17 protein-coding genes are annotated in these 21,059 nt (G+C 69.7%); 6 read left to right on the top strand and 11 right to left on the bottom strand.

The features are described from left to right. Positions 1-113 precede the first annotated feature (113 nt). Positions 114-2,294, bottom strand: coding sequence for a serine/threonine-protein kinase (locus PV396_RS38915; protein WP_319213003.1), 2,181 nt, complete (start codon positions 2,292-2,294; stop codon positions 114-116). A gap of 377 nt (positions 2,295-2,671) precedes the next feature. Next, positions 2,672-4,378 carry a glycerol-3-phosphate dehydrogenase/oxidase gene (locus PV396_RS38920; protein ID WP_319212969.1) on the bottom strand — a complete coding sequence of 569 codons (1,707 nt, stop codon included), beginning with the start codon at positions 4,376-4,378 and terminating at the stop codon, positions 2,672-2,674. A 296-nt stretch (positions 4,379-4,674) separates the two neighbouring features. Between PV396_RS38920 and PV396_RS38925 the strand changes: the two genes are divergently transcribed. Next, a complete protein-coding gene (locus PV396_RS38925) occupies positions 4,675-5,883 on the top strand; it encodes a nucleotide sugar dehydrogenase (RefSeq protein ID WP_319212970.1) in 1,209 nt (402 codons plus the stop codon). 723 nt (positions 5,884-6,606) lie between these two features. Here PV396_RS38925 and PV396_RS38930 read toward each other — a convergent pair. From PV396_RS38930 to PV396_RS38945, 4 genes are all read right to left on the bottom strand, one after another. Further along, positions 6,607-7,731 carry a GuaB3 family IMP dehydrogenase-related protein gene (locus PV396_RS38930; RefSeq protein WP_319212972.1) on the bottom strand — a complete coding sequence of 375 codons (1,125 nt, stop codon included), beginning with the start codon at positions 7,729-7,731 and terminating at the stop codon, positions 6,607-6,609. A 116-nt stretch (positions 7,732-7,847) separates the two neighbouring features. Continuing rightward, a complete protein-coding gene (guaB, locus tag PV396_RS38935) occupies positions 7,848-9,350 on the bottom strand; it encodes an IMP dehydrogenase (RefSeq protein ID WP_319212973.1) in 1,503 nt (500 codons plus the stop codon). 182 nt (positions 9,351-9,532) lie between these two features. Beyond that, positions 9,533-10,120: a sigma-70 family RNA polymerase sigma factor gene (locus PV396_RS38940; protein ID WP_053741094.1), complete on the bottom strand. Its 588-nt coding sequence runs from the start codon at positions 10,118-10,120 to the stop codon at positions 9,533-9,535. Positions 10,121-10,489: 369 nt separating this feature from the next. Then, positions 10,490-11,101, bottom strand: a complete 612-nt coding sequence (locus PV396_RS38945; RefSeq protein WP_003948568.1) for a response regulator transcription factor — start codon at positions 11,099-11,101, stop codon at positions 10,490-10,492. Between the two features lie 403 nt (positions 11,102-11,504). Between PV396_RS38945 and PV396_RS38950 the strand changes: the two genes are divergently transcribed. Continuing rightward, positions 11,505-11,831 (top strand): WhiB family transcriptional regulator, encoded by a 327-nt coding sequence (locus PV396_RS38950; RefSeq protein WP_319212974.1) that lies wholly within the window; start codon positions 11,505-11,507, stop codon positions 11,829-11,831. A 31-nt stretch (positions 11,832-11,862) separates the two neighbouring features. Here PV396_RS38950 and PV396_RS38955 read toward each other — a convergent pair whose 3' ends face one another. Further along, entirely contained in the window at positions 11,863-12,762 is a 900-nt protein-coding gene (locus PV396_RS38955; protein ID WP_319212976.1) for a LysR family transcriptional regulator, read from the bottom strand. Between the two features lie 139 nt (positions 12,763-12,901). On the opposite strand from PV396_RS38955, the gene PV396_RS38960 reads away from it, so the two are divergent. The 3 genes from PV396_RS38960 to PV396_RS38970 all read left to right on the top strand — a co-directional run bounded on the left by PV396_RS38960 (position 12,902) and on the right by PV396_RS38970 (position 15,282). Beyond that, positions 12,902-13,564 (top strand): MOSC domain-containing protein, encoded by a 663-nt coding sequence (locus PV396_RS38960; RefSeq protein WP_319213005.1) that lies wholly within the window; start codon positions 12,902-12,904, stop codon positions 13,562-13,564. A 143-nt stretch (positions 13,565-13,707) separates the two neighbouring features. Beyond that, complete coding sequence (locus tag PV396_RS38965) at positions 13,708-14,481, top strand: SDR family oxidoreductase (protein WP_319212978.1); 774 nt, start codon at positions 13,708-13,710, stop codon at positions 14,479-14,481. A 93-nt stretch (positions 14,482-14,574) separates the two neighbouring features. Beyond that, on the top strand, positions 14,575-15,282 hold the full coding sequence (locus PV396_RS38970; protein ID WP_319212980.1) for an ester cyclase: 708 nt from the start codon (positions 14,575-14,577) through the stop codon (positions 15,280-15,282). A gap of 123 nt (positions 15,283-15,405) precedes the next feature. On the opposite strand, the gene groL is transcribed toward PV396_RS38970, so the two are convergent. The 4 genes from groL to PV396_RS38990 form a co-directional block, all read right to left on the bottom strand. Beyond that, positions 15,406-17,028, bottom strand: a complete 1,623-nt coding sequence (gene groL, locus PV396_RS38975; protein ID WP_319212982.1) for a chaperonin GroEL — start codon at positions 17,026-17,028, stop codon at positions 15,406-15,408. Positions 17,029-17,175: 147 nt separating this feature from the next. Then, positions 17,176-17,484: a co-chaperone GroES gene (gene groES, locus PV396_RS38980; RefSeq protein ID WP_006377800.1), complete on the bottom strand. Its 309-nt coding sequence runs from the start codon at positions 17,482-17,484 to the stop codon at positions 17,176-17,178. A gap of 343 nt (positions 17,485-17,827) precedes the next feature. Beyond that, the gene (locus tag PV396_RS38985; protein ID WP_319212984.1) at positions 17,828-18,610 is read right to left on the bottom strand and encodes a polysaccharide deacetylase family protein; all 783 of its coding nucleotides are present in this window, start codon (positions 18,608-18,610) and stop codon (positions 17,828-17,830) included. After that, positions 18,607-19,620 carry a polysaccharide deacetylase family protein gene (locus tag PV396_RS38990; protein WP_319212985.1) on the bottom strand — a complete coding sequence of 338 codons (1,014 nt, stop codon included), beginning with the start codon at positions 19,618-19,620 and terminating at the stop codon, positions 18,607-18,609. The genes PV396_RS38985 and PV396_RS38990 overlap by 4 nt, the downstream gene beginning before the upstream one ends. A 90-nt stretch (positions 19,621-19,710) precedes the next feature. Between PV396_RS38990 and PV396_RS38995 the strand changes: the two genes are divergently transcribed. After that, entirely contained in the window at positions 19,711-20,895 is a 1,185-nt protein-coding gene (locus PV396_RS38995; RefSeq protein ID WP_319212987.1) for a THUMP-like domain-containing protein, read from the top strand. Positions 20,896-21,059: the final 164 nt, after the last annotated feature.

The raw sequence follows: 21,059 nt of genomic DNA on the forward strand, positions 1-21,059 counted from the left end.
CCATACGTCCCGTTCTGCATGCGTACGGTCCGCAACCACTCACGATACGTGCCGGAGGCAACTCACCAAGAGAGGATGCGAGATCTCACGGCCTCAACTCGGAAGCGCACGCATCACGATTTCGGCTCGAACGTCTCCGTGAACGTCCGCCATGTCTCCTTGCGCGGCTCACTGTCCCAATTCGACGCCTTCGCCGTGTACATGAGCCCATACCCGAGTTGACCGCTGACGACGAACCCCCGGTCCACCGACCGGTACGTGGTCCCGCCCTCCGCGTAGGTGAACTCCCAGTCGGCCGCGTTCCAGCCCCGGTAGTTCACCTTCTCTATTCGGATCCGGTCGTACTGCGAACGCGTCATGTACTGCTCTTGGTTCTTCCAGTCCGCCACGGGGTCGCTCTTGGGTGTCGTGGTCCACCCGACGAGGAGCTTCTGCCCGTCAGGTCCAGCGAACCGGGCGCCCGCTGCCCCCGTGGACTCGTACTTCCACCCGGTGGGCAGCCCGATGGAGAACCCCTGACCGTCCTTGTGCGTGGACACACGCCCCGCCGCACCGGACCCGCTCGCCGACGCACTGGGCGAATTCGCCGGCCCCGCTCCCGCCCCCGGGCCGGTCCCCGCCTCAGTGCCCTTCGTGGCGTCGGCGCTCTGACCGCCGTCCGTACGGGTGCCGTCGTCGGTGGTCCCCTTGCCCCCGTCGCCCCCCTTGTCCTCCTTGGTTTCGGCGGAGCCGGAGGTCGCGGACGTCACCTTGTCGCCGGCGCTCTTCCCCCCGTCGGCGGAACCCTCGGTGGAGTTGTCACCCCCGAGCACGAGGGCCAGCACCACACCGAGCACGATGACCGCGACGACCACCACCGCGATGATCACCAGCGTCCGCTTCGGCACGACGTCGGTGATCGGCGCCCTGGGCACGGACCGGGGCGGCAGATCCGGCGGCGGCACCACGGGCCACCCCGAACTCCGCCCGCCGGTAACGGGGTTACCCGCCTGAGCACCACCGTCCCGAGCCTGCCCGTCCCGGGCGCCGGGAACGACGGCACCCCGAGCAGCACCCCCGACCGGCTTCCCGGACTCTCCCGCGCCGCCGCTCTTCGCAGCCTCGTCCGTCGCACCGCCGGAAGCCACACTCCCGGAGACCGCGGTCTCGGAGGCCGCAGCCCCCGCACCAGCATCGGCCCGGCCGGGGTCGCCGGAGTCGGCGGACTTCGTCCGGACCGCCGCCCCCGCCCCGGCGCTGGCCGCGACGGCCGCCTTCTTCACCGACCGGAACGCGCCGCGCAACCGCTCCCCGGCCTCCTCGCCCCGCTTGCCCCCGGAGCCCGAATCGGCCGAACTCCCGCTATCCGTGCCCTTGTCGGCCCGCTTGCCCTTGCCGGGAACGACCGGCAGCGGCACCACCTTCGTGGCGTCCAGAGGCTCCGGTTCGGCCGGCTTGGGCTCGGGCGCGTGGATCACCGCGTTGAGCATCTTGCGCGCACCGGCGTCGTCGAGCCGCTTGGCGGGATCCTTGGTGAGCAGGCCGTAGATCACGTCCCTCAGTGGACCCGCGTTCTTCGGCTCCTCCAACTGCTCCGTCATCACGGCGGTCAGCGTCGCGATCGCGGACCCCTTGTCGTACGGCGGCACGCCCTCGACCGACGCGTACAGCAGCCCGCCGAGCGACCACAGGTCGGCGGCCGGGCCGGGCTTGTGGCCTCGGGCCCGCTCCGGCGAGATGTAGGAGGGCGCGCCGACGAGCATGCCGGTCGAGGTGATCGACGGGTCGCCCTCGACCTGCGCGATACCGAAGTCGGTGAGGACGACCCGGCCGTCCTCTGACATCAGCACGTTCGACGGCTTCACGTCGCGATGCAGGATGCCCTCGCGGTGCGCGGCCCTGAGCACGTCGAGAATCGCGAGGCCCACCTCGGCGGCGCGCTGCGGCTCCAGCAACCCGTCCTCACGGATGACCTCGGCGAGCGACTTGCCCTCGACGAGCTCCATCACGATCCACGGCCGGTCGTCCTCCTCGACCACGTCGAAGACGGTCACGGCGCTGTTGTTGCGGATCCGCGCGATCGCCTTGGCCTCGCGCAGCGTCCGGGTGATCAGCCGCCGCTTCTCCTCCTCGTCGATGCTGCCCGGGAACCGCAGCTCCTTGACGGCGACCGTCCGCCCGAGGGTCTCGTCCTCCGCGCGCCAGACGGTGCCCATGCCGCCGCGGCCGAGGACTCCTCCCAGCCGGTACCGCCCGGCGAGGAGACGCTCACTCCTGTCCTGACGGGATGCTCCCGCCCGCTCCGCCTCCGACATGCGTCCCCTCATGCAACCCGCCCTGACAGAGCCTCCATTGTCCCTCACCCGACAAGCGGCCGGTGCCCCGGGTGTCCCTCGGGACGGACGGCGGCCCATGGGGAGGGAGGTCGCGTGAAGCGCACGTACTGCCGTCCCACCAGCTGTCACTGCCTTCCTCCCTCCCCGATGAACACGGACCCGAGCGCGGGGCCCTGCCTTCGAACCGGCCCCGCCCGCCGCCGGGTTCTGCCCCGGCACCTCGTAGAACGGACGGGTGCCGAGCGAAGATCCCAGCTCACGACGCTCGTTCGAGTGAAGCTCGCGTGTTCGACTTGAACGCGCCGCTTATACTCGGGAGTTCGGAGCCGGGTCCGAACGGGAGGTTCCGCCAACCATCAGAGCGGCACGATGTCCGGCGCGCCCAGTCGTGCCGCGTCCGCCGTCAGGTCGTCCGGCTGCCGCTGCGACTCGCGTTCCGCCTCCACCCGCTTGTTGTAGTGCTCGACCTCACGCTCGATCTGGTCCTCGTCCCAGCCGAGGACGGGCGCCATCAGTTCCGCCGCCTCACGAGAACTGCGCGTCCCCCGGTCGAACGTCTCGATCGAGATCCGGGTCCGCCGCGTCAGCACGTCGTCCAGATGCCGCGCGCCCTCGTGCGAGGCCGCGTACACGATCTCCGCCCGGAGATAGTCCTCCGCCGCCTTGAGCGGCTCACCGAGCGAGGAGTCCGCAGCGATCAGGTCGAGGACCTCCTGCGCCAGTGAGCCGTACCGATTCAGCAGGTGTTCCACCCGCACCACATGGAGGCCGGTCCGCGCGGCCGTCCTCGCCCGGGCGTTCCACAGCGCGCGGTATCCCTCGGCTCCCAGCAACGGCACATCCTCCGTCACGCACTCGGCGACCCGCTGGTCGAGCCCGTGCACCGCCGCGTCGACCGCGTCCTTCGCCATCACCCGGTACGTCGTGTACTTGCCGCCCGCCACGACCACGAGCCCCGGCACCGGATGCGCCACGGTGTGCTCGCGCGACAGCTTGCTGGTGGCGTCGGACTCACCGGCGAGCAGGGGCCGCAGACCCGCGTACACACCCTGGACGTCGTCCCGCGTCAGGGGCACCGCGAGCACCGAGTTCACATGTTCCAGCAGATAGTCGATGTCGGCGCTGGAGGCCGCCGGGTGGGCCTTGTCCAGGTCCCAGTCGGTGTCCGTCGTCCCGACGATCCAGTGCCGGCCCCACGGGATCACGAACAGCACGGACTTCTCGGTGCGCAGGATCAGCCCGGTCGTCGAGTGGATCCGGTCCTTGGGCACCACGAGATGGATGCCCTTGGACGCCCTGACGTGGAACTGCCCGCGCTCGCCGACCATCCCCTGGGTGTCGTCGGTCCACACGCCCGTGGCGTTGACGATCTGCCGGGCGCGGATCTCGTACTCCCCGCCGCCCTCGACGTCCTGCACCCGGGCGCCCACCACCCGCTCGCCCTCCCGCAGGAAACCGGTCACCCGCGCGCGGTTGGCGACTTTCGCGCCGTACGCCGCCGCCGTGCGCACCAGGGTGGCCACATAGCGGGCGTCGTCCATCTGCGCGTCGTAGTACTGCAACGCTCCGACCAGTGCGTCCTTCTTCAAAGCGGGCGCGACGCGCAAGGCGTGACGACGGCTCAGATGACGGTGCGCCGGCAGGCCCCGTCCGTGCCCGCGGGCCATGGACATCGCGTCGTAGAGCGCGACGCCCGCCCCGGCGTACAGCCGTTCCCAGCCCTGGTGCTGAAGCGGATACAGGAACGCCACCGGCTTCACCAGGTGTGGAGCGAGCCGCTCCAGCAGCAGCCCGCGTTCCTTCAACGCCTCCCGGACGAGGGCGAAGTCGAGCATCTCCAGATAGCGCAGGCCGCCGTGGATGAGCTTGCTCGACCTGCTCGACGTGCCCGACGCCCAGTCGCGGGCCTCGACCAGTCCCGTGGACAGGCCGCGGGTCACGGAGTCGAGCGCGGTGCCCGCACCGACCACGCCGGCGCCCACCACCAGCACGTCCAGCTCACGCTCGGCCATTGCTGCCAGTGACTCGGCGCGTTGCGCCGGTCCCAGTGCCGCTGTCCTCATCGCTGCCTCCTGGTGTCGGTCGCGCCGGCCGTCTCCGTACGACCGCCCGGCTGTGTCCCGCCGTACGTCTGCGCCTGCCCGAATCCCCCTGCCCGAATTCTGACCGGGTTGCCCGACTTCGGCCACCACCCGCCCTCAGCCTGTGGACAACCTCCACGGAAACACCTGTGGAAACTCGCCCACCCAATCCCGCATATCGGTCATATTTACTCCTAGTCTGACATTGCGCTCGCCCGTCCAGTCCACAGGGTTTGCGCACCTGTCCCGCTTCGGCTACTGGGAAGGACGGCCCACGCATGCCCGCAGACCTCGCCGTCATCGGACTCGGACATCTCGGCCTGCCGCTGGCCCAGGCCGCAGTCGCCGCCGGCATCCCCACCCTCGGTTACAAGACCGGCCCTGAAGCCGGTTCCCTCACAGCCGCCGAGCTGCGCCGGATGCTCGCCGGGGGCTTCCGGACGGCCGCCGGTCCCGCCGAGCTCGGCCGCGTACGTACCGCCGTCATCTGCGCCCCCACCCCGCGCGGCGCCGACGGCACGCTCGACCTCAGCCAGGTGGAGGCGGCCGCCCGCACCCTCGCCGCCCGTCTGCGCCCGCACACCACGGTGATCCTGGAGTCGCCCGTACACCCGGGCACGACGGAGGAGTTCCTGCGCCCCCTCCTCGAAGAGGGCTCCGGACTGCGGGCGGGCCGCGACTTCCACCTCGCCTACTCCCCCAGCCGCGTCGACCCCGGCAACCGCGACTTCACACCTGCCGGCACCCCCAAGGTCATCGGCGGCCTCACCCCCGCCTGCACCGAGTCGGCCGCCGCGTTCTACGGCCGGCTCACCGACAAGGTGGTACGCGCGCGTGGACCACGGGAAGCGGAAACCGTGCAGCTACTGGAGACCAACTTCCGGCACGTCAACATCGCCCTCGTCAACGAGATGGCCGTCCTCTGCCACGAACTGGGCGTCGACCTGTGGGACGTCATCCGCTGCGCGGAGACCAAGCCGTTCGGCTTCCATGCCTTCCGCCCCGGCCCGGGGGTGGGCGGCCACGCCGTCCCCCAGGACCTCGCCAACCACACGGGCCGCACCCTGCGCATGGTGGAACTCGCCCAGCAGGTCAACAACCACATGCCCCAGTACGTCGTCCAGCGCGCGGCAACCCTCCTGAACGAGCACGGCAAGTCGGCCCGGGGCGCCCGCGTACTGCTCCTGGGCGTCACCTACAAGCACGACCTCGCCGACCAACAGGGCTCCCCCGCCCAGGAGATCGCGATCCGCCTGATGGAACTGGGCGCCTCGGTCAGCTACCACGACCCCCACATCCCGTCCTGGAGCGTCCTGGACCGCCCCCTCCCGCGCGCGGACTCCCTCTACGAGGCGGCGGCCGACGCCGACCTGACGATCCTCCTCCAGCAACACCGCACCTACGACCTCCAGGGCCTGTCGGTGAAGGCACAGCTACTGCTGGACACACGGGGCGCGACTCCTACGGGGGCGGCGCACCGGTTGTGAAGGGGGGCGCGTGGGGCCCGGCGGGCTCCAGCGATGGTGGCAAGCGGCTCCCCGCGCCGGTACCGTGAAACAGGTGGAGCCCACCGCAGCGGGTACTGCGGCAGGCTCCTGGATGGTTCACGGGTGTCCGCCCCTAGTTCTTGTGGGGGCGGCCGCTCACCATCCGTAGGTCCACAAGATGCACCACCTCCGGCACCGGGCCGCCCGACGGCGAATCCGGTACCTTACAAAAGTGGAGCCCACCGCAGGGGCACTGCGGCAGGCTCCTGAAAAGTGAACGGAGTGTCCACCCCTAGTCCTTTTGGGGGTGGCCGCTCACTTTCCGTAGGTCCACAAGAGGCACCTCCTCCGGAACTTGACCGCCCGAAGACGGATCCGGTCCCAGCGGGTGGGCTTGCGGTGACGCCCCATGGGTGCGCCCCCTTCCATGACGCCGCCCAGTTGCCCGGTGGACGGTCCATTGGAATTCGGGCCGGGCCCCGAAGGCCAGGGTCCGGATCGTCATCCTTGGAAGGGGGCGCCCCAGAGGACTGGGGTCGCCGAAACAGACGCTATCGCCCCGACGCACCCCTTCCGCGCGCATTCGCCCCGAAGGCAACCGTGCGCCCCCATCCGCAAAACGCGCCCCACCAGCGCCACTTGGACACACGAAGGGGCCCGGTCACCACACGGGTGACCGGGCCCCTTCGACCTCGCTCAAGCCGAGCGCGGCGTCATCTCACGTCACCGCATATGCGTCGAGTCCGCCACCGTCACCTCGACGCGCTGGAACTCCTTGAGGTCGCTGTAGCCGGTCGTGGCCATCGCGCGGCGCAACGCGCCGAAGAAGTTCATCGAGCCGTCCGGGATGTGCGAGGGGCCCATGAGGACCTCCTCGACCGTGCCGACCGTGCCGAGGTCCACCTTCTTGCCACGCGGCAGCTCCTCGTTGACGGCCTCCATGCCCCAGTGGTGGCCCTTGCCGGGCGCGTCCGTGGCGCGGGCCAGCGGGGAGCCCATCATGACCGCGTCGGCGCCGCAGGCGATCGCCTTGGGGAGGTCGCCGGACCAGCCCACGCCACCGTCGGCGATGACATGCACGTACCGGCCTCCGGACTCGTCCATATAGTCGCGGCGGGCCGCGGCCACGTCGGCGACCGCGGTGGCCATCGGGACGCGGATGCCCAGCACATTGCGCGTGGTGTGTGCGGCGCCGCCGCCGAAGCCGACCAGCACGCCGGCCGCGCCGGTGCGCATCAGGTGCAGGGCTGCGGTGTACGTGGCGCAGCCGCCGACGATCACCGGGACGTCCAGCTCGTAGATGAACTGCTTGAGGTTCAGCGGTTCCGCGGCACCGGATACGTGCTCCGCGGAGACCGTCGTACCGCGGATGACGAAGATGTCCACGCCCGCGTCGACGACGGCCTTGGAGAACTGGGCCGTGCGCTGCGGGGAGAGCGCGGCGGCGGTGACCACGCCCGAGTCGCGCACCTCCTTGATGCGCGCGCCGATCAGCTCCTCCTTGATGGGCGCCGCGTAGATCTCCTGGAGGCGGCGGGTCGCGGTGTCCGCGTCGAGCTCGGCGATCTCGTCGAGCAGCGGCTGCGGGTCCTCGTACCGCGTCCAGAGGCCCTCGAGGTTCAGGACGCCGAGGCCGCCCAGCTCGCCGATGCGGATCGCGGTGGCCGGGGAGACGACCGAGTCCATGGGGGCCGCCAGGAAGGGCAGCTCGAAGCGGTAGGCGTCGATCTGCCAGGCGATCGAGACCTCCTTCGGGTCGCGCGTACGACGGCTCGGGACGACGGCGATGTCGTCGAAGGCGTACGCCCTACGGCCGCGCTTGCCGCGCCCGATCTCGATCTCAGTCACGTGTGTGGCCTCTCCATCCTTGGTTGTGCGCCTCCCAGTATCCCCGACGGGTACGACAAAGGCGGTCCCGGAGTACTTCCGGGACCGCCCTGCGCACGTCCGGTTACCGCTCGCGCCTACTTGCGGCTGTAGTTGGGCGCCTCGACCGTCATCTGGATGTCGTGCGGGTGGCTCTCCTTGAGGCCCGCCGAGGTGATACGGACGAAGCGGCCCTTGGTCTCCATCTCGCTGACGGTGGCCGCCCCCACGTATCCCATGGTCTGGCGCAGGCCGCCGACGAGCTGGTGCAGGACCGCGGCCAGCGGACCGCGGTAGGGCACCTGGCCCTCGATGCCCTCGGGGACGAGCTTGTCGTCGGAGCCGACCTCGGCCTGGAAGTAGCGGTCCTTGGAGTACGACTTCGCCTGGCCGCGCGACTGCATGGCGCCCAGCGAGCCCATGCCGCGGTACGACTTGAACTGCTTGCCGTTGATGAACTGCAGCTCGCCCGGGGACTCCTCGCAGCCCGCCAGAAGGCTGCCCAGCATCACGGAGTCGGCACCGGCGGCGAGCGCCTTGCCGATGTCACCGGAGTACTGCAGGCCACCGTCACCGATCACCGGGATACCCGCGACGCGGGCCGCGAGGGCCGCCTCGTAGATGGCCGTCACCTGCGGTACGCCGATGCCGGCGACCACGCGCGTGGTGCAGATGGAGCCGGGGCCGACGCCAACCTTGATGCCGTCGACGCCCGCGTCGATCAGGGCCTGGGCGCCGTCACGCGTGGCCACGTTGCCGCCGATCACGTCGACGTGGACGCTCGACTTGATCTTCGACATCCAGCTCAGGGCGTTGCTGTTGTGCCCGTGCGAGGTGTCGACGACCAGGAAGTCCACGCCCGCCTCGGCGAGCGCCTGGGCGCGCTCCAGCGCCTCGGGGCTGGCGCCGACGGCCGCGCCGACCAGCAGGCGGCCCTCGGTGTCCTTGGCGGCGCTCGGGTACTTCTCGGCCTTGACGAAGTCCTTGACCGTGATGAGGCCCTTGAGGAGACCGGAGTCGTCGACCAGGGGAAGCTTCTCGATCTTGTGGCGGCGCAGCAGCTCCATGGCCTCGGTACCGGAGATGCCGACCTGGCCGGTGACCAACGGCATCGGCGTCATGACCTCGCGGACCTGACGCGAGCGGTCGGTCTCGAAAGCCATGTCACGGTTGGTGACGATGCCGAGCAGCTTGCCGTTGCCGTCCGTCACCGGAACGCCGCTGATGCGGAACTTGGCGCACAGCGCGTCGGCCTCGGCGAGCGTGGCGTCCGGGTTCACGGTGATCGGGTCGGTGACCATGCCGGACTCGGAGCGCTTCACGAGGTCGACCTGGTTGACCTGGTCCTCGATGGAGAGGTTGCGGTGCAGTACGCCCACGCCGCCCTGCCGTGCCATGGCGATCGCCATGCGCGACTCGGTCACCTTGTCCATCGCCGCGGAGAGCAGCGGGATGTTGACCCGGACGTTGCGGGAGATGAGGGACGAGGTGTCGACCGCGTTGGGGAGCACTTCGGATGCGCCCGGCAGCAGCAGCACGTCGTCGTAGGTCAGCCCGAGTGTCGCGAATTTGGCGGGCACTCCGTCGACGTTGGCAGTCATGACACCTTCCCCAAAGCCTTGATCGGTGCGGATGTCCATGCTAACGGGAAGCACGGCTCCCGAATTCCACAGTGCGTGGTGCCCCGGGGCTTCGTATGTTCGTACGGAATCGACTATTCGTACGGAGTCGGCGCCCCGGCCGTTCACCCGCAGGCCGGTAACAGGGGCCGCCGCCGCGGCCTTTACTGCTCCGCGAGCGCCCGGAGCCGGCTCAACGCGCGGTGCTGGGCGACACGTACCGCTCCGGGTGACATTCCCAACATCTGGCCCGTCTCCTCCGCCGTGAGGCCCACCGCGATGCGCAGCAGAAGCAGTTCCCGCTGGTTCTCGGGGAGGTTGGCCATGAGTTTCTTGGCCCACTCGGCGTCACTGCTGAGGAGGGCCCGTTCCTCGGGGCCCAGGGAGTCGTCGGGGCGTTCCGGCATCTCGTCCGAGGGAACCGCGGTCGAACCAGGGTGGCGCATCGCGGCACGCTGGAGGTCGGCGACCTTGTGGGCGGCGATCGCGAAGACGAAAGCCTCGAACGGGCGTCCGGTGTCGCGGTAGCGCGGCAGGGCGAGGAGTACGGCGACGCAGACCTCCTGCGCCAGGTCCTCCACGAAGTGGCGCGCGTCGCCCGGCAGTCGGGACAGCCGGGTGCGGCAGTAGCGCAGGGCGAGGGGGTGGACATGGGCGAGCAGATCGTGCGTCGCCTGCTCGTCCCCGTCGACGGCGCGGTGGACGAGCGCGCCAATCACCCCATGGGCATAAGCCGCCTCGTCGTCACGCATCGGACCATGGTGCCTTGGCGCCGCTCTCTCCGTGGCACCGCGTCCGTTGTTGTGCACCGAAGCGTTATGAGCAGGTGCGCCGGAACTCATCTCCTGCGCCCTCCCCTTCCGCTCGACCGACTCGTCCCCGAGGAACTCCACACCTCAAGGATGCGGCATCCGCGGCGAAACGAGCAGTGGGCACCCGGCGGGCCGTTCCGTGCACCCCGCCCGCCTCGCGGCAGGCGGGGACTTCCGCACCCCGGGTTCGCCTGGCAATGTCCACGCCGCTCATCACTGCTGACCTGCGATTCTGCTGGGGTCCCGGGGGTCCGCGGCGGTAGCCGGTACCGGAGTCCCCGGGTGTGCACGACCCCCGGCGAGGTCCACCTAACGGACCAGACCCCACCGGAAACCGAGCGCCACCGCGTGCGCGCGGTCCGAGGCGCCGAGCTTCTTGAACAGGCGCCTGGCGTGGGTCTTCACCGTGTCCTCGGAGAGGAACAGCTCGCGCCCGATCTCCGCGTTCGACCGGCCGTGGCTCATGCCTTCCAGGACCTGGATCTCACGCGCGGTGAGCGTCGGCGCGGCGCCCATCTCGGCCGAACGCAGCCGGCGCGGCGCGAGGCGCCAGGTCGGGTCGGCCAGCGCCTGCGTCACCGTGGCCCGCAGTTCGGCACGCGAGGCGTCCTTGTGCAGATAGCCGCGGGCACCGGCGGCGACGGCGAGCGCCACACCGTCCAGGTCCTCGGCGACGGTGAGCATGATGATGCGCGCTCCGGGGTCGGCGGACAGCAGCCGCCGGACCGTCTCGACGCCGCCCAGACCGGGCATGCGTACGTCCATCAGAATCAGGTCCGAACGGTCGGCACCCCAGCGGCGGAGGACTTCCTCGCCGTTGGCCGCCGTGGTCACGCGCTCGACACCGGGCACGGTCGCGACCGCGCGGCGGAGCGCCTCTCGGGCAAGCGGGGAGTCGTCGCAGACGAGGACGGATGTCATGGCCGCCCTCCGCAGCTGATGCGCGTCACCTTGAGCCTCCAGGCTGGTACTAATCGTCACCTGTGCGGTTGACGCTCGACCGAATATCCCGGCAGTGGGTACTGCCGCCCGTCCGAGCGCTTGTTCCTCCAACCGCCTCCGCACTCTCAACGACGGTCACTCGAAAGAGTTACGGGGCTGTGTGTCGTCTTCGGCACTCTACGTGAGGGCGCGCACACGGTGCAGACATGCACGACAGACCCACAACGTTTCATCACAACCTATGCCCCATTCAGCCGCTTTTCTTCCCTTTTATTGGTGTCTGAGGCTAGATTCGCAATGAGTCATATTTTCATCTCCTTAGATCGTAGTTGTACGGTCGAGGGCACCATCTCAGCCCAGAACGGCAACAAGGGGACATGTAATGGCAGATTTCTCCCGCCTTCCCGGTCCGAACGCGGACCTCTGGGACTGGCAGCTCCTCGCGGCGTGCCGTGGGGTCGACAGCTCGCTCTTCTTCCACCCGGAGGGAGAGCGCGGTGCGGCACGGAGCGCTCGCGAGAACTCGGCCAAGGAGGTCTGCATGAGATGCCCGGTCCGCGCGCAGTGCGCGGCCCACGCACTGGCGGTGCGTGAGCCCTATGGCGTGTGGGGCGGGTTGACCGAGGACGAGCGCGAAGAACTGATGGGGCGGGCCCGCAACCGGCTGGTGTCGGCGTCGACCGGCGGAGACCTCGGCCCGAACAACTGAAGGAACGTTTCTTCGCGGGCCGGGGCCCGGTTCAGGTCCGCGTCGCCGCCCGCGCCAACTGGTCCAGCGTCGCCGCCACCGCCGGCACCTGCGCCAGATCGGGCAGCGTCAGCGCGACGATCTCCCGCCGGACCGCCGGTTCGAGCGTCACCGTGCGCGCCCCCCGTGGGCGTACGGACTCGATGGCGAGCTGGGGCAGCACCGCGACGCCCAGACCCGCGCCCACCAGGCCGACCACCGCGGGATAGTCGTCGGTCGCGAAGTCGATGCGCGGGGTGAAGCCCGCGCTCTCGCACGCCTCGACCAGCTGGCCCCGGCAGCGCGGGCAGCCGGCGATCCATGGCTCGGCCGCCAGTTCACCGAGGGCGACCGACTCCGCGCGGGACAGCCGGTGCCCTTCGGGTACGAGACCGACGAGCCGGTCGGTGAGAAGGGGCCGGACCACCAGGTCGTCCCACTCGCCGGCGCCCGCCGCACCCTCGTACCGGAAGGCGAGGGCCACATCGCAGTCGCCTTCGCGCAACAGTTCGACGGAGTGCGGGGGTTCGGCCTCCTCCAGCGAGACCCGGGTGCCGGGGTGGGCGGCGCGCAGGGCGGCGAGCGCAGTCGGGACGAGGGTGGAACTGCCGCTGGGGAAGGAGACCAGCCGGACCCGCCCGGCCCGCAGGCCCGCGATCGCGGCGACCTCCTCCTCCGCGGCCGTGAGGCCCGAGAGGATGCCGGCCGCGTGCCGCACGAGCGCCTCGCCCGCCTGGGTCAGGCGCATCTCGCGTCCACTGCGGATGAGCAGCGGGGTGCCGACCGAGGCCTCGAGCGCCTTCATCTGCTGGCTGACGGCGGGTTGAGTGCAGCCCAGTTCGCGGCCCGCCGCCGAGAAGGAGCCGGTGGTGGCCACGGCACGCAGGACACGGAGATGACGCGCTTCGATCATTTCTCGATCATAAGCGATCCTTGGGCATTGAGGAGAATAATGCGTGGTTACTTTGGGGATGAGTGACTTAGCGTGTGGTCATGGTCATGAATCCAGCGAACGAGGGGTCGGCGTGACGAGTACGGGGGCGAGTGTCGCGATGAAGGTGCTGTCCGTGAACGTGGGTCGTGCGCGGTCCGTGCCGTACACGGATCATCCGCAGGGCACGGGCATCGACAAACAGCCGGTGGACGGGCCGGTGCGGGTGGCGGCGCCCGGGCCGAAGGGGATCGGCGGCAGTGGTCTGGCCGGGGACGCGGTGTGCTCGAAGGAGCACCACGGTGGTGACGAACAGGCGGTGTACGCGGTCGCGCGCGAGGATCTCGACGAATGGGAGCGCGAGCTGGGCCGCCCGCTGCGCGCCGGGATGTTCGGCGAGAACGTCACCACCCAGGGTCTGGACGTGTCCGGCGCGCTGATCGGCGAGCGCTGGCGGATCGGTTCCGAGGTGGTCCTCGAGGTCACCAGCGGGCGCATCCCCTGTGTCACCTTCCAGGGCCATCTGGGTGAGAAAAGGTGGGTGAAGCGGTTCACGGAGCGCGGCGCGCCGGGTGCCTATCTGCGGGTGATCGAGCCGGGTGAGATACGGGCGGGTGACCCGGTCGACATCGTGCACCGGCCGGAACACGAGGTGACGGTCGCCCTGTACTTCCGGGCTCTGACGACCGAGCGGGCGCTGATGCCCCGGCTGCTCACGGCCGGTGCGGCACTGCATTCGGAGGCGGCGAGGGCGGTTCACGCGTATGTGGAGAAGTACGGCTGAGGCACGGCAGCGGCACGGCTGCTGACGAGGGCTTACGTCCCGGCTGCGAGCGGGGACTTCACGAGCGGGAGGGAGCGGGAAGGGGGCGAACAGCGGGCAGGCGGCGGGCGGACGGTCACAGCCCGGGTCACTAACCTTGCGCCATGACAACGGCTTTGATTACGGGATCGACCGCGGGAATCGGCGCCGCGTTCGCGCGGCGGCTGGCGGCCGACGGCCACAACCTCGTCCTGGTGGCGCGCGACGCCAAGCGGCTCGGCGAGCAGGCGACCGAACTGCACGACCGGCACGGGATCGAGGCGGAGGTGCTGAGCGCCGACCTCGCCACGGACCCGGGCATCGAGGCGGTGGCCGCTCGTCTCGGCGACCGCAAGAACACGGTCGACCTGCTGGTCAACAACGCCGGGTTCGGCAACAAGGGCCGCTACCTCGACGTGTCTATGGCGGACGAGCTGCGGATGCTCAAGGTGCACTGCGAGGCGGTGCTGCGACTGACCAGCGCGGCGGCCGAAGCCATGCGGGAGCGGGGACGCGGGGGTGTCGTCAACGTGGCGTCCGTCGCCGCCTTCGTGCCGCGCGGTACGTACGGGGCGTCGAAGGCGTGGGTCGTGCAGTTCACGCAGGGGGCCGCGAAGGACCTGGCGGGGAGCGGGGTGCGGCTGATGGCGCTGGCTCCCGGCTTTGTGCGCACCGAGTTCCATGAGCGGGCCGGGATGGGGACGGACAACATCCCGAACTGGATGTGGCTGGACGCCGACAAGCTGGTCGCGGCGGCGCTCGCCGACCTGGCCCGGGGCAAGTCGCTGTCGATCCCGGACCCGCGCTACAAGGCGCTGATGGGCGTGGTGAAGGTGACTCCCAGGTCGCTGCTCGGCGGGATCTCGTCGAAGACGGGGCGAAAGTACGGGCCGCAGTGACCCACTTACGGGAGGGTGCGAAAGAGGTGGTGGCGCGACTCCGGTGGGAGTATGGAGAGAGGTACCGGACCCAGGGGGGCCGGAGGCGGCGCCATGACGTTCGTACAGCTGATTGATTGCAAGACCAGTCGGTTCGACGAGATGAACCGGCTGATGGACACCTGGGTCGAGCAGACCAAGGGGAAGCGGTCCGCGACGCATGCGGTGATCGGCAAGGATCTCTCGGACTCGTCGCACTTCGTGGAGATCGTGGAGTTCGCGTCGTACGAGGAGGCGATGCGGAACTCGAACCTTCCGGAGACCGACCGGATCTTCCGGGAGATGGTCGCCCTGTGCGACGAGATGCCGACGTTCACCGATCTGGACGTGGTGCGGGACGAGCAGTTGTGCGCGGACTCGGCACGGCGGTTCTTCGAGGTCATCGCCACCCGGGGTGAACTGCCACCGCTCAACGACCTGTTCGTGGAGAGCTACCACGACCACGATCCGTCCAACGAACAGGATCTCATCGGGCTGGACGCGGCCCGGCGCGAGATGCAGATGTGGCGTGAGGGCTTCGACTTCGCGTTCACCGTTCACGACCAGATCGCTCAGGGCGACCGGGTCTGCACCCGCTGGACGTGGAACGGGACTCAGCGGGGTGAGTTCCTCGGGATTCCCAACAGCGGCAAAAAGGCCTCGATGACCGGCATGACCACCCACCGGTTCGACGGGGACGGGAAGATCGTCGAGGGCTGGTGGGAGTACGACCGGCTGGGGCTGATGGCGCAGCTCGGGGCGCTGGACTCGCTGGAGCAGTAGGGAAGAAGCGAGGGGCGGTGGGAGCAGTGGGGCCAGGGGAGGACATCGGACCGCCCGCGAAGGGAGAAACCCCCCGTTCCAGCCAGGAACGGGGGGTTTCTTCGTGCCGTGTGAGCTGTTGGCTCAGTGGGCGTGGCCGTGGCCACCGGCCGCGGCCGGCTCTTCCTCTTCCTTCTTCTCGACGACCAGGGTCTCGGTCGTGAGGAGGAGGGAGGCGATCGAGGCCGCGTTCTCCAGGGCGGAGCGGGTGACCTTGACCGGGTCGATGACACCGGACTTGACCAGGTCGCCGTACTCGCCGGTCGCGGCGTTGAAGCCCTGGCCCTTGTCGAGCTCGGCGACCTTGGAGGTGATGACGTAACCCTCGAGGCCCGCGTTCTCGGCGATCCAGCGCAGCGGCTCGACGGCGGCCTTGCGGACGACCGCGACACCCGTCGCCTCGTCGCCGGTCTTGTCGAGGTTGCCCTCGAGGATCTTCACGGCGTGGACGAGCGCGGAGCCACCACCGGAGACGATGCCCTCCTCGACCGCGGCGCGGGTCGCGGAGATGGCGTCCTCGAGACGGTGCTTCTTCTCCTTCAGCTCCACCTCGGTGGCGGCGCCGACCTTGATCACGCACACGCCGCCGGCCAGCTTCGCGAGGCGCTCCTGGAGCTTCTCGCGGTCCCAGTCGGAGTCCGTGTTCTCGATCTCGGCCTTGATCTGGTTGACGCGGCCGACCACGGCGGCGCTGTCGCCACCGCCGTCGACGATGACCGTGTCGTCCTTCGAGATGGTGACGCGGCGGGCGGTGCCCAGCACGTCCAGGCCGACCTGGTCGAGCTTGAGGCCGACCTCCTCGGCGATGACCTCGCCACCGGTGAGCGCGGCCATGTCGCCGAGCATCGCCTTGCGGCGGTCACCGAAGCCGGGGGCCTTGACCGCGACCGCGTTGAACGTGCCACGGATCTTGTTCACGACCAGGGTCGACAGGGCCTCGCCCTCGACGTCCTCGGCGATGATCAGCAGCGGCTTGGAGGAGTTGGTCTGGATGACCTTCTCCAGCAGCGGCAGCAGGTCCTGGATGGAGGAGATCTTGCCCTGGTGGATCAGGATGTACGGGTCGTCGAGGACGGCCTCCATACGCTCCTGGTCGGTCACCATGTACGGGGACAGGTAGCCCTTGTCGAAGGCCATGCCCTCGGTGAAGTCGAGCTCCAGGCCGAAGGTGTTGGACTCCTCGACGGTGATGACACCGTCCTTGCCGACCTTGTCCATCGCCTCGGCGATGAGCTCGCCGACCTGGGCGTCCTGCGCGGAGAGCGCGGCGACGGCGGCGATGTCGGACTTCTCCTCGATCGGGCGGGCGGTCGCGAGGAGCTCCTCGGACACGGCCTTGACCGCGGCGTCGATGCCCTTCTTCAGGGCGGCCGGGGAGGCGCCGGCGGCGACGTTCTTCAGGCCCTCGCGGACGAGCGCCTGGGCCAGCACGGTGGCGGTGGTCGTACCGTCACCCGCGATGTCGTTGGTCTTGGTCGCCACCTCCTTCACCAGCTGCGCGCCGAGGTTCTCGTACGGGTCGTCGAGCTCGACCTCGCGGGCGATGGTGACACCGTCGTTGGTGATGGTGGGTGCGCCGAACTTCTTGTCGATGACGACGTTGCGGCCCTTGGGGCCGATCGTCACCTTGACCGTGTCGGCAAGCTTGTTGACGCCGCGCTCAAGGGCGCGACGGGCGTCCTCGTCGAACTTCAGGATCTTCGCCATGGGAGCGATTCAGCCCTCTCGGAAATGTGGGAGAAACGAACTGCGCCCCCAGCACCCGGCTTGTTGAGAGTCGCGGGGGCCAGGGGCGCAGTCACTGCAATGCTGGTGGTACCGGTGCTACCGGTACCACCGGTGAATCCGGGTGAATTACTTCTCGACGATCGCGAGCACGTCGCGAGCCGAGAGGACGAGGTACTCCTCGCCGTTGTACTTCACCTCGGTGCCGCCGTACTTGCTGTACAGCACGATGTCGCCGGTCTTCACGTCGAGCGGCAGGCGCTCGCCGTTCTCGAAGCGGCCCGGGCCCACGGCCAGGACGACGCCCTCCTGGGGCTTCTCCTTGGCGGTGTCCGGAATGACCAGGCCAGAGGCCGTGGTCTGCTCGGCTTCGAGCGGCTGGACCACAATGCGGTCCTCGAGCGGCTTGATGGCAACCTTGGAGCTGGTGGTCGTCACGATCCGACCTCCCCCTTCGGAGATCTCACGGGGTTAACTGTCTGAGGTGGCGACCAGGTGGATCCGTCGTCGCGGGTGCCGGACCTGCCCGTCGCTGTTGGCACTCTCCAGGGGGGAGTGCCAGACCTGAGACTATGACTGCGATTAGCACTCGGTCAAGCGGAGTGCCAATGCCACCGGCGGTTTCGCAGGGTTTCTTGTGGGCGTGGGTTCGGGTGAGGTGCCGTTCGTTGGCGTGAGCGCCGATTCTGGGGGCTGTGCCCCAGGCCCCCTTCGGCCCTGGACGGGCCTTGTCCTCAAACGCCGGACGGGCTGGATTTCCTGGACCGGCGCTGAGAAGTGCTCAGAGATAGTCCTCCAGGCGGCCCACGCTCAGCCCCCTCTCCTGGATCTCGCGGAGCAGGCCCACCGTTCGCTCGACCAGTGGGGGGCCCACCGCGACGATGTCCCCGCGGCCGAGTGGCTGCCGGCCTTTTGTCCACAGGACCACCGCCGAGATTCCGCAGTCCGCGGCCGCTCTCAGGGTGGTCGGGTCGTAGGTGCCGTAGGGCGGGCGGAACAGGCGGGGGCGCAGGCCGAAGCGTTCTCGGAGTTTGTCCTGTTGGCCGCAGATCTCGGCGCGCTGGCCGGCGTACGGCAGGCCCCGCAGGGGCTGGTGGTCCAGGGTGTGGTTCTGGACGTTCGCGCCGACCTCGCGCAGGCGGGCGAAGTGGGCGTACCCCGGGCCCACGACGCTGGCCGTGAGGAACATGCTGACCGGGAGGCGCAGTTCGCGGACCAGGTCGACGAACCGGCGGTCGCGTTCGGCGCCGTCGTCGTAGGTGAGGAAGACGACCTTGTCGTGGGTCGGGACGTGGTCGACGACCGGGGGGAGGCCGGGGCCCGCCGCGTGGAGGCGGGGACGGAGGGAAGCGGGCGGGGCCGGGGGGAGGGGGGCCGGCAGGCCCCAGCGGCGGTACGCGTGCGTGTCGCCGGGCGGGGCGTGCGTACGCGCTGCCTGTCTGGCCGCGTGGGCCGCCTTGCGGCCGAGGCGTTCGATGGGGTCCACGGACTGGGCGCAGCCGGTCGCCGTTGTCGCCAGGAGGGCGGCGGCCAGTGCGGCGACGGCCAGGGGGCGGGCGGTCACAGGTAGTCCTCCAGGCGGGCCACCGCGTAACCCTTGGCGGTGACGAGCTTCATGAAGCGGCGGATCATGTCGGGCATCGTGCCCTTTCCGTCGGTCTTGCCCCGGAAGTGGCTGAGGACGATGTCACCCGGATGGAGGTCCCGGTCCGACTCTCGGTAGTCCCAGTGGTCCGCGAAGACCTCCTCGTTCCACAGCGGGACGTACTTCACGCCGCACGATTTGGCGGCGCGCAGGCTGTCCTCGTCGTAGTTGCCGTAGGGCGGGCGGAAGAGGGCGGGACGGGTGCCGTAGCGCTTCCTGATCACCTCCTGCATGCCGCAGATCTCGGCCTTCTGGCGCTCGTAGGACAGGGCGGGCAGGTAGGGGTGGTGGAGGGTGTGGTTGTTGAGTACGACGCCGAGGTCGCGCATCTTCCTGAAGTAGGCGTAGTCGTCCTTGACCAGGTAGTCGCTGAGGAAGGCGGTGTACGGGATCTTCAGTTCGCTTGTCATCCGCAGGAACGCCGGGTCCTTCTCGGCGCCGTCGTCGATCGTGAGGAAGACGATCTTGTGGCGGGTGGGGATGGTGGTGAAGACCGGAGGCAGGCGGCGTGCAGCGTGGTCGGCCACCTCGAAGCCCTTGCGGGTGGTGGGCCTCGGTTTGCGGGCGGGGGGCGGCGGTGCGAGCAGTGGGGGCTCGGTCAGGCCCCAGCGTCTGGCCGCGGCCGCGCGGGTGGCGTAGGTGCGGCGCAGCTTCTGGGCGTATGCGTCGAGGGCGCGGGCCGGGGGCGCCTGGAGTTGCTTCTGGTGCGGTGGTTGCCGATGGCGCGGTGGTTGCCCATGGTGTTGCGGTTGGCCATGGTGCTGCCGCTGGCCATGGTGCTGTGGCTGGTGTCCGGCGGGTGCGGGGGCCGGGTGTACCGGTGTCGCGGGGGTCACGGCCGCGCAGCCGACCGCGAGGGTCAGTGCGGCCGTCCCGGCGCACAGTCCGACCCAGGCCCATTTTTTGTCATTTTGTCCTATTGTCCGCATGGTGTCGGATCTTCCCAGGGCGCCGCTGCCCGGCCGGTCCGACACCGGCGCGGGACGCACGCCGTCCACCGTCTGGCTCACAATGACCCGGTGAACGACCTCGCCGCTTCCCTCGCCGCCTTCGCCGCCCTGCTCACCCCGGACGGCCGCGCCCTCCTCGACGAGGTGCGCGGCACCGAGCCGGCCCGTGAACTGACCGTCGCCACCCGGCTGCGGCGCGAGCACCCCGCCGAACTGGTCTCGGCGGCGCTCGGCCAGGAACGTCTGCGGCAGCGGGCGGTGGCGAAGTTCGGGGCCGGGGACGCCGCGCGAATGTTCTTCACGCCCAACGGGGTCGAGCAGTCGACTCGGGCGAGCGTGGCCGCGTATCGGGCGGAGCGGTTCAGGGAGTTGGGCGTCACCTCCGTCGCCGACCTGTGCTGCGGGATCGGGGGCGACGCTCTCGCGCTCGCCCGGGCCGGTATCCGTGTCCTCGCCGTGGACCGGGATCCGCTCACGGCCGCCGTCGCCCGCGCGAACGTCGAGGCCCTGGGCATCGGGGATCTGGTGGAGGTGCGGGAGGCCGATGTCACCGAGGTCGACACGTCGGCGTACGACGCGGTGTTCGTCGATCCCGCGCGGCGTGGGGGACGCGGAAGGATCTTCGACCCCGAGGCGTACTCGCCGCCGTTGTCGTGGGCCGTGGAGGCGGCGCGGAAGGCTCCGCTGGCCGCCCTGAAGATCGCGCCCGGTGTGCCGCACGAGGCGATTCCCGCCGACGCCGGCGCGGAGTGGATCTCGGACGGCGGCGATGTGAAGGAAGCGGTCCTGTGGTTCGGGACCGGGCCGGGGGTCGTACGGGCAACTCTGCTGCCGGGGCCGCGTGTTCTGATCGGGCGCGGGCTGCCGGATCCTCAAGTACGGGCGGTGGGGCGGTATTTGTACGAGCCCGATGGTGCCGTCATCCGGGCGCATCTGGTCGCGGAGGTGGCCGAGGAGGTCGGCGGGGGGCTCGTCGACGAGACGATCGCCTATGTCACGGCGGACGAGCTACGGGCCACCTCGTATGCGACCGCGTACGAGATCACCGATCAACTGCCGTTCGGTGTAAAGAAGTTGAAGGCGTTGCTGCGGGAGCGGGAAGTCGGGGTGCTGACCGTGAAGAAGCGGGGGTCTGCGGTCGAGCCCGAGGAGTTGCGGAAGATGGTGAAGCCTCGCGGGGCTAACTCGGCGACGGTTTTTCTTACTCGGGTGGCGGGGGCGCCGGTGATGCTTTTGGGGCATCCCAGGCGGTGAGCTCCGCTGGTTGGGCGGTTTCGGGTGCGGGCTGGTGGGGGCTGGTCGCGCAGTTCCCCGCGCCCCTAGTAGTGCTTGGTCAGGTCGGTTGTAGTGGTGCGTGTCCTGCGGGCTGGGTGTGGCGTTGAGGGTGTGTGACTCCGGACGAGATTGCGGTGGTGCGT

Origin of the sequence: Streptomyces sp. ME02-8801-2C (assembly GCF_033793965.1) — a bacterium.
In the GTDB taxonomy this organism is placed as follows: domain Bacteria; phylum Actinomycetota; class Actinomycetes; order Streptomycetales; family Streptomycetaceae; genus Streptomyces.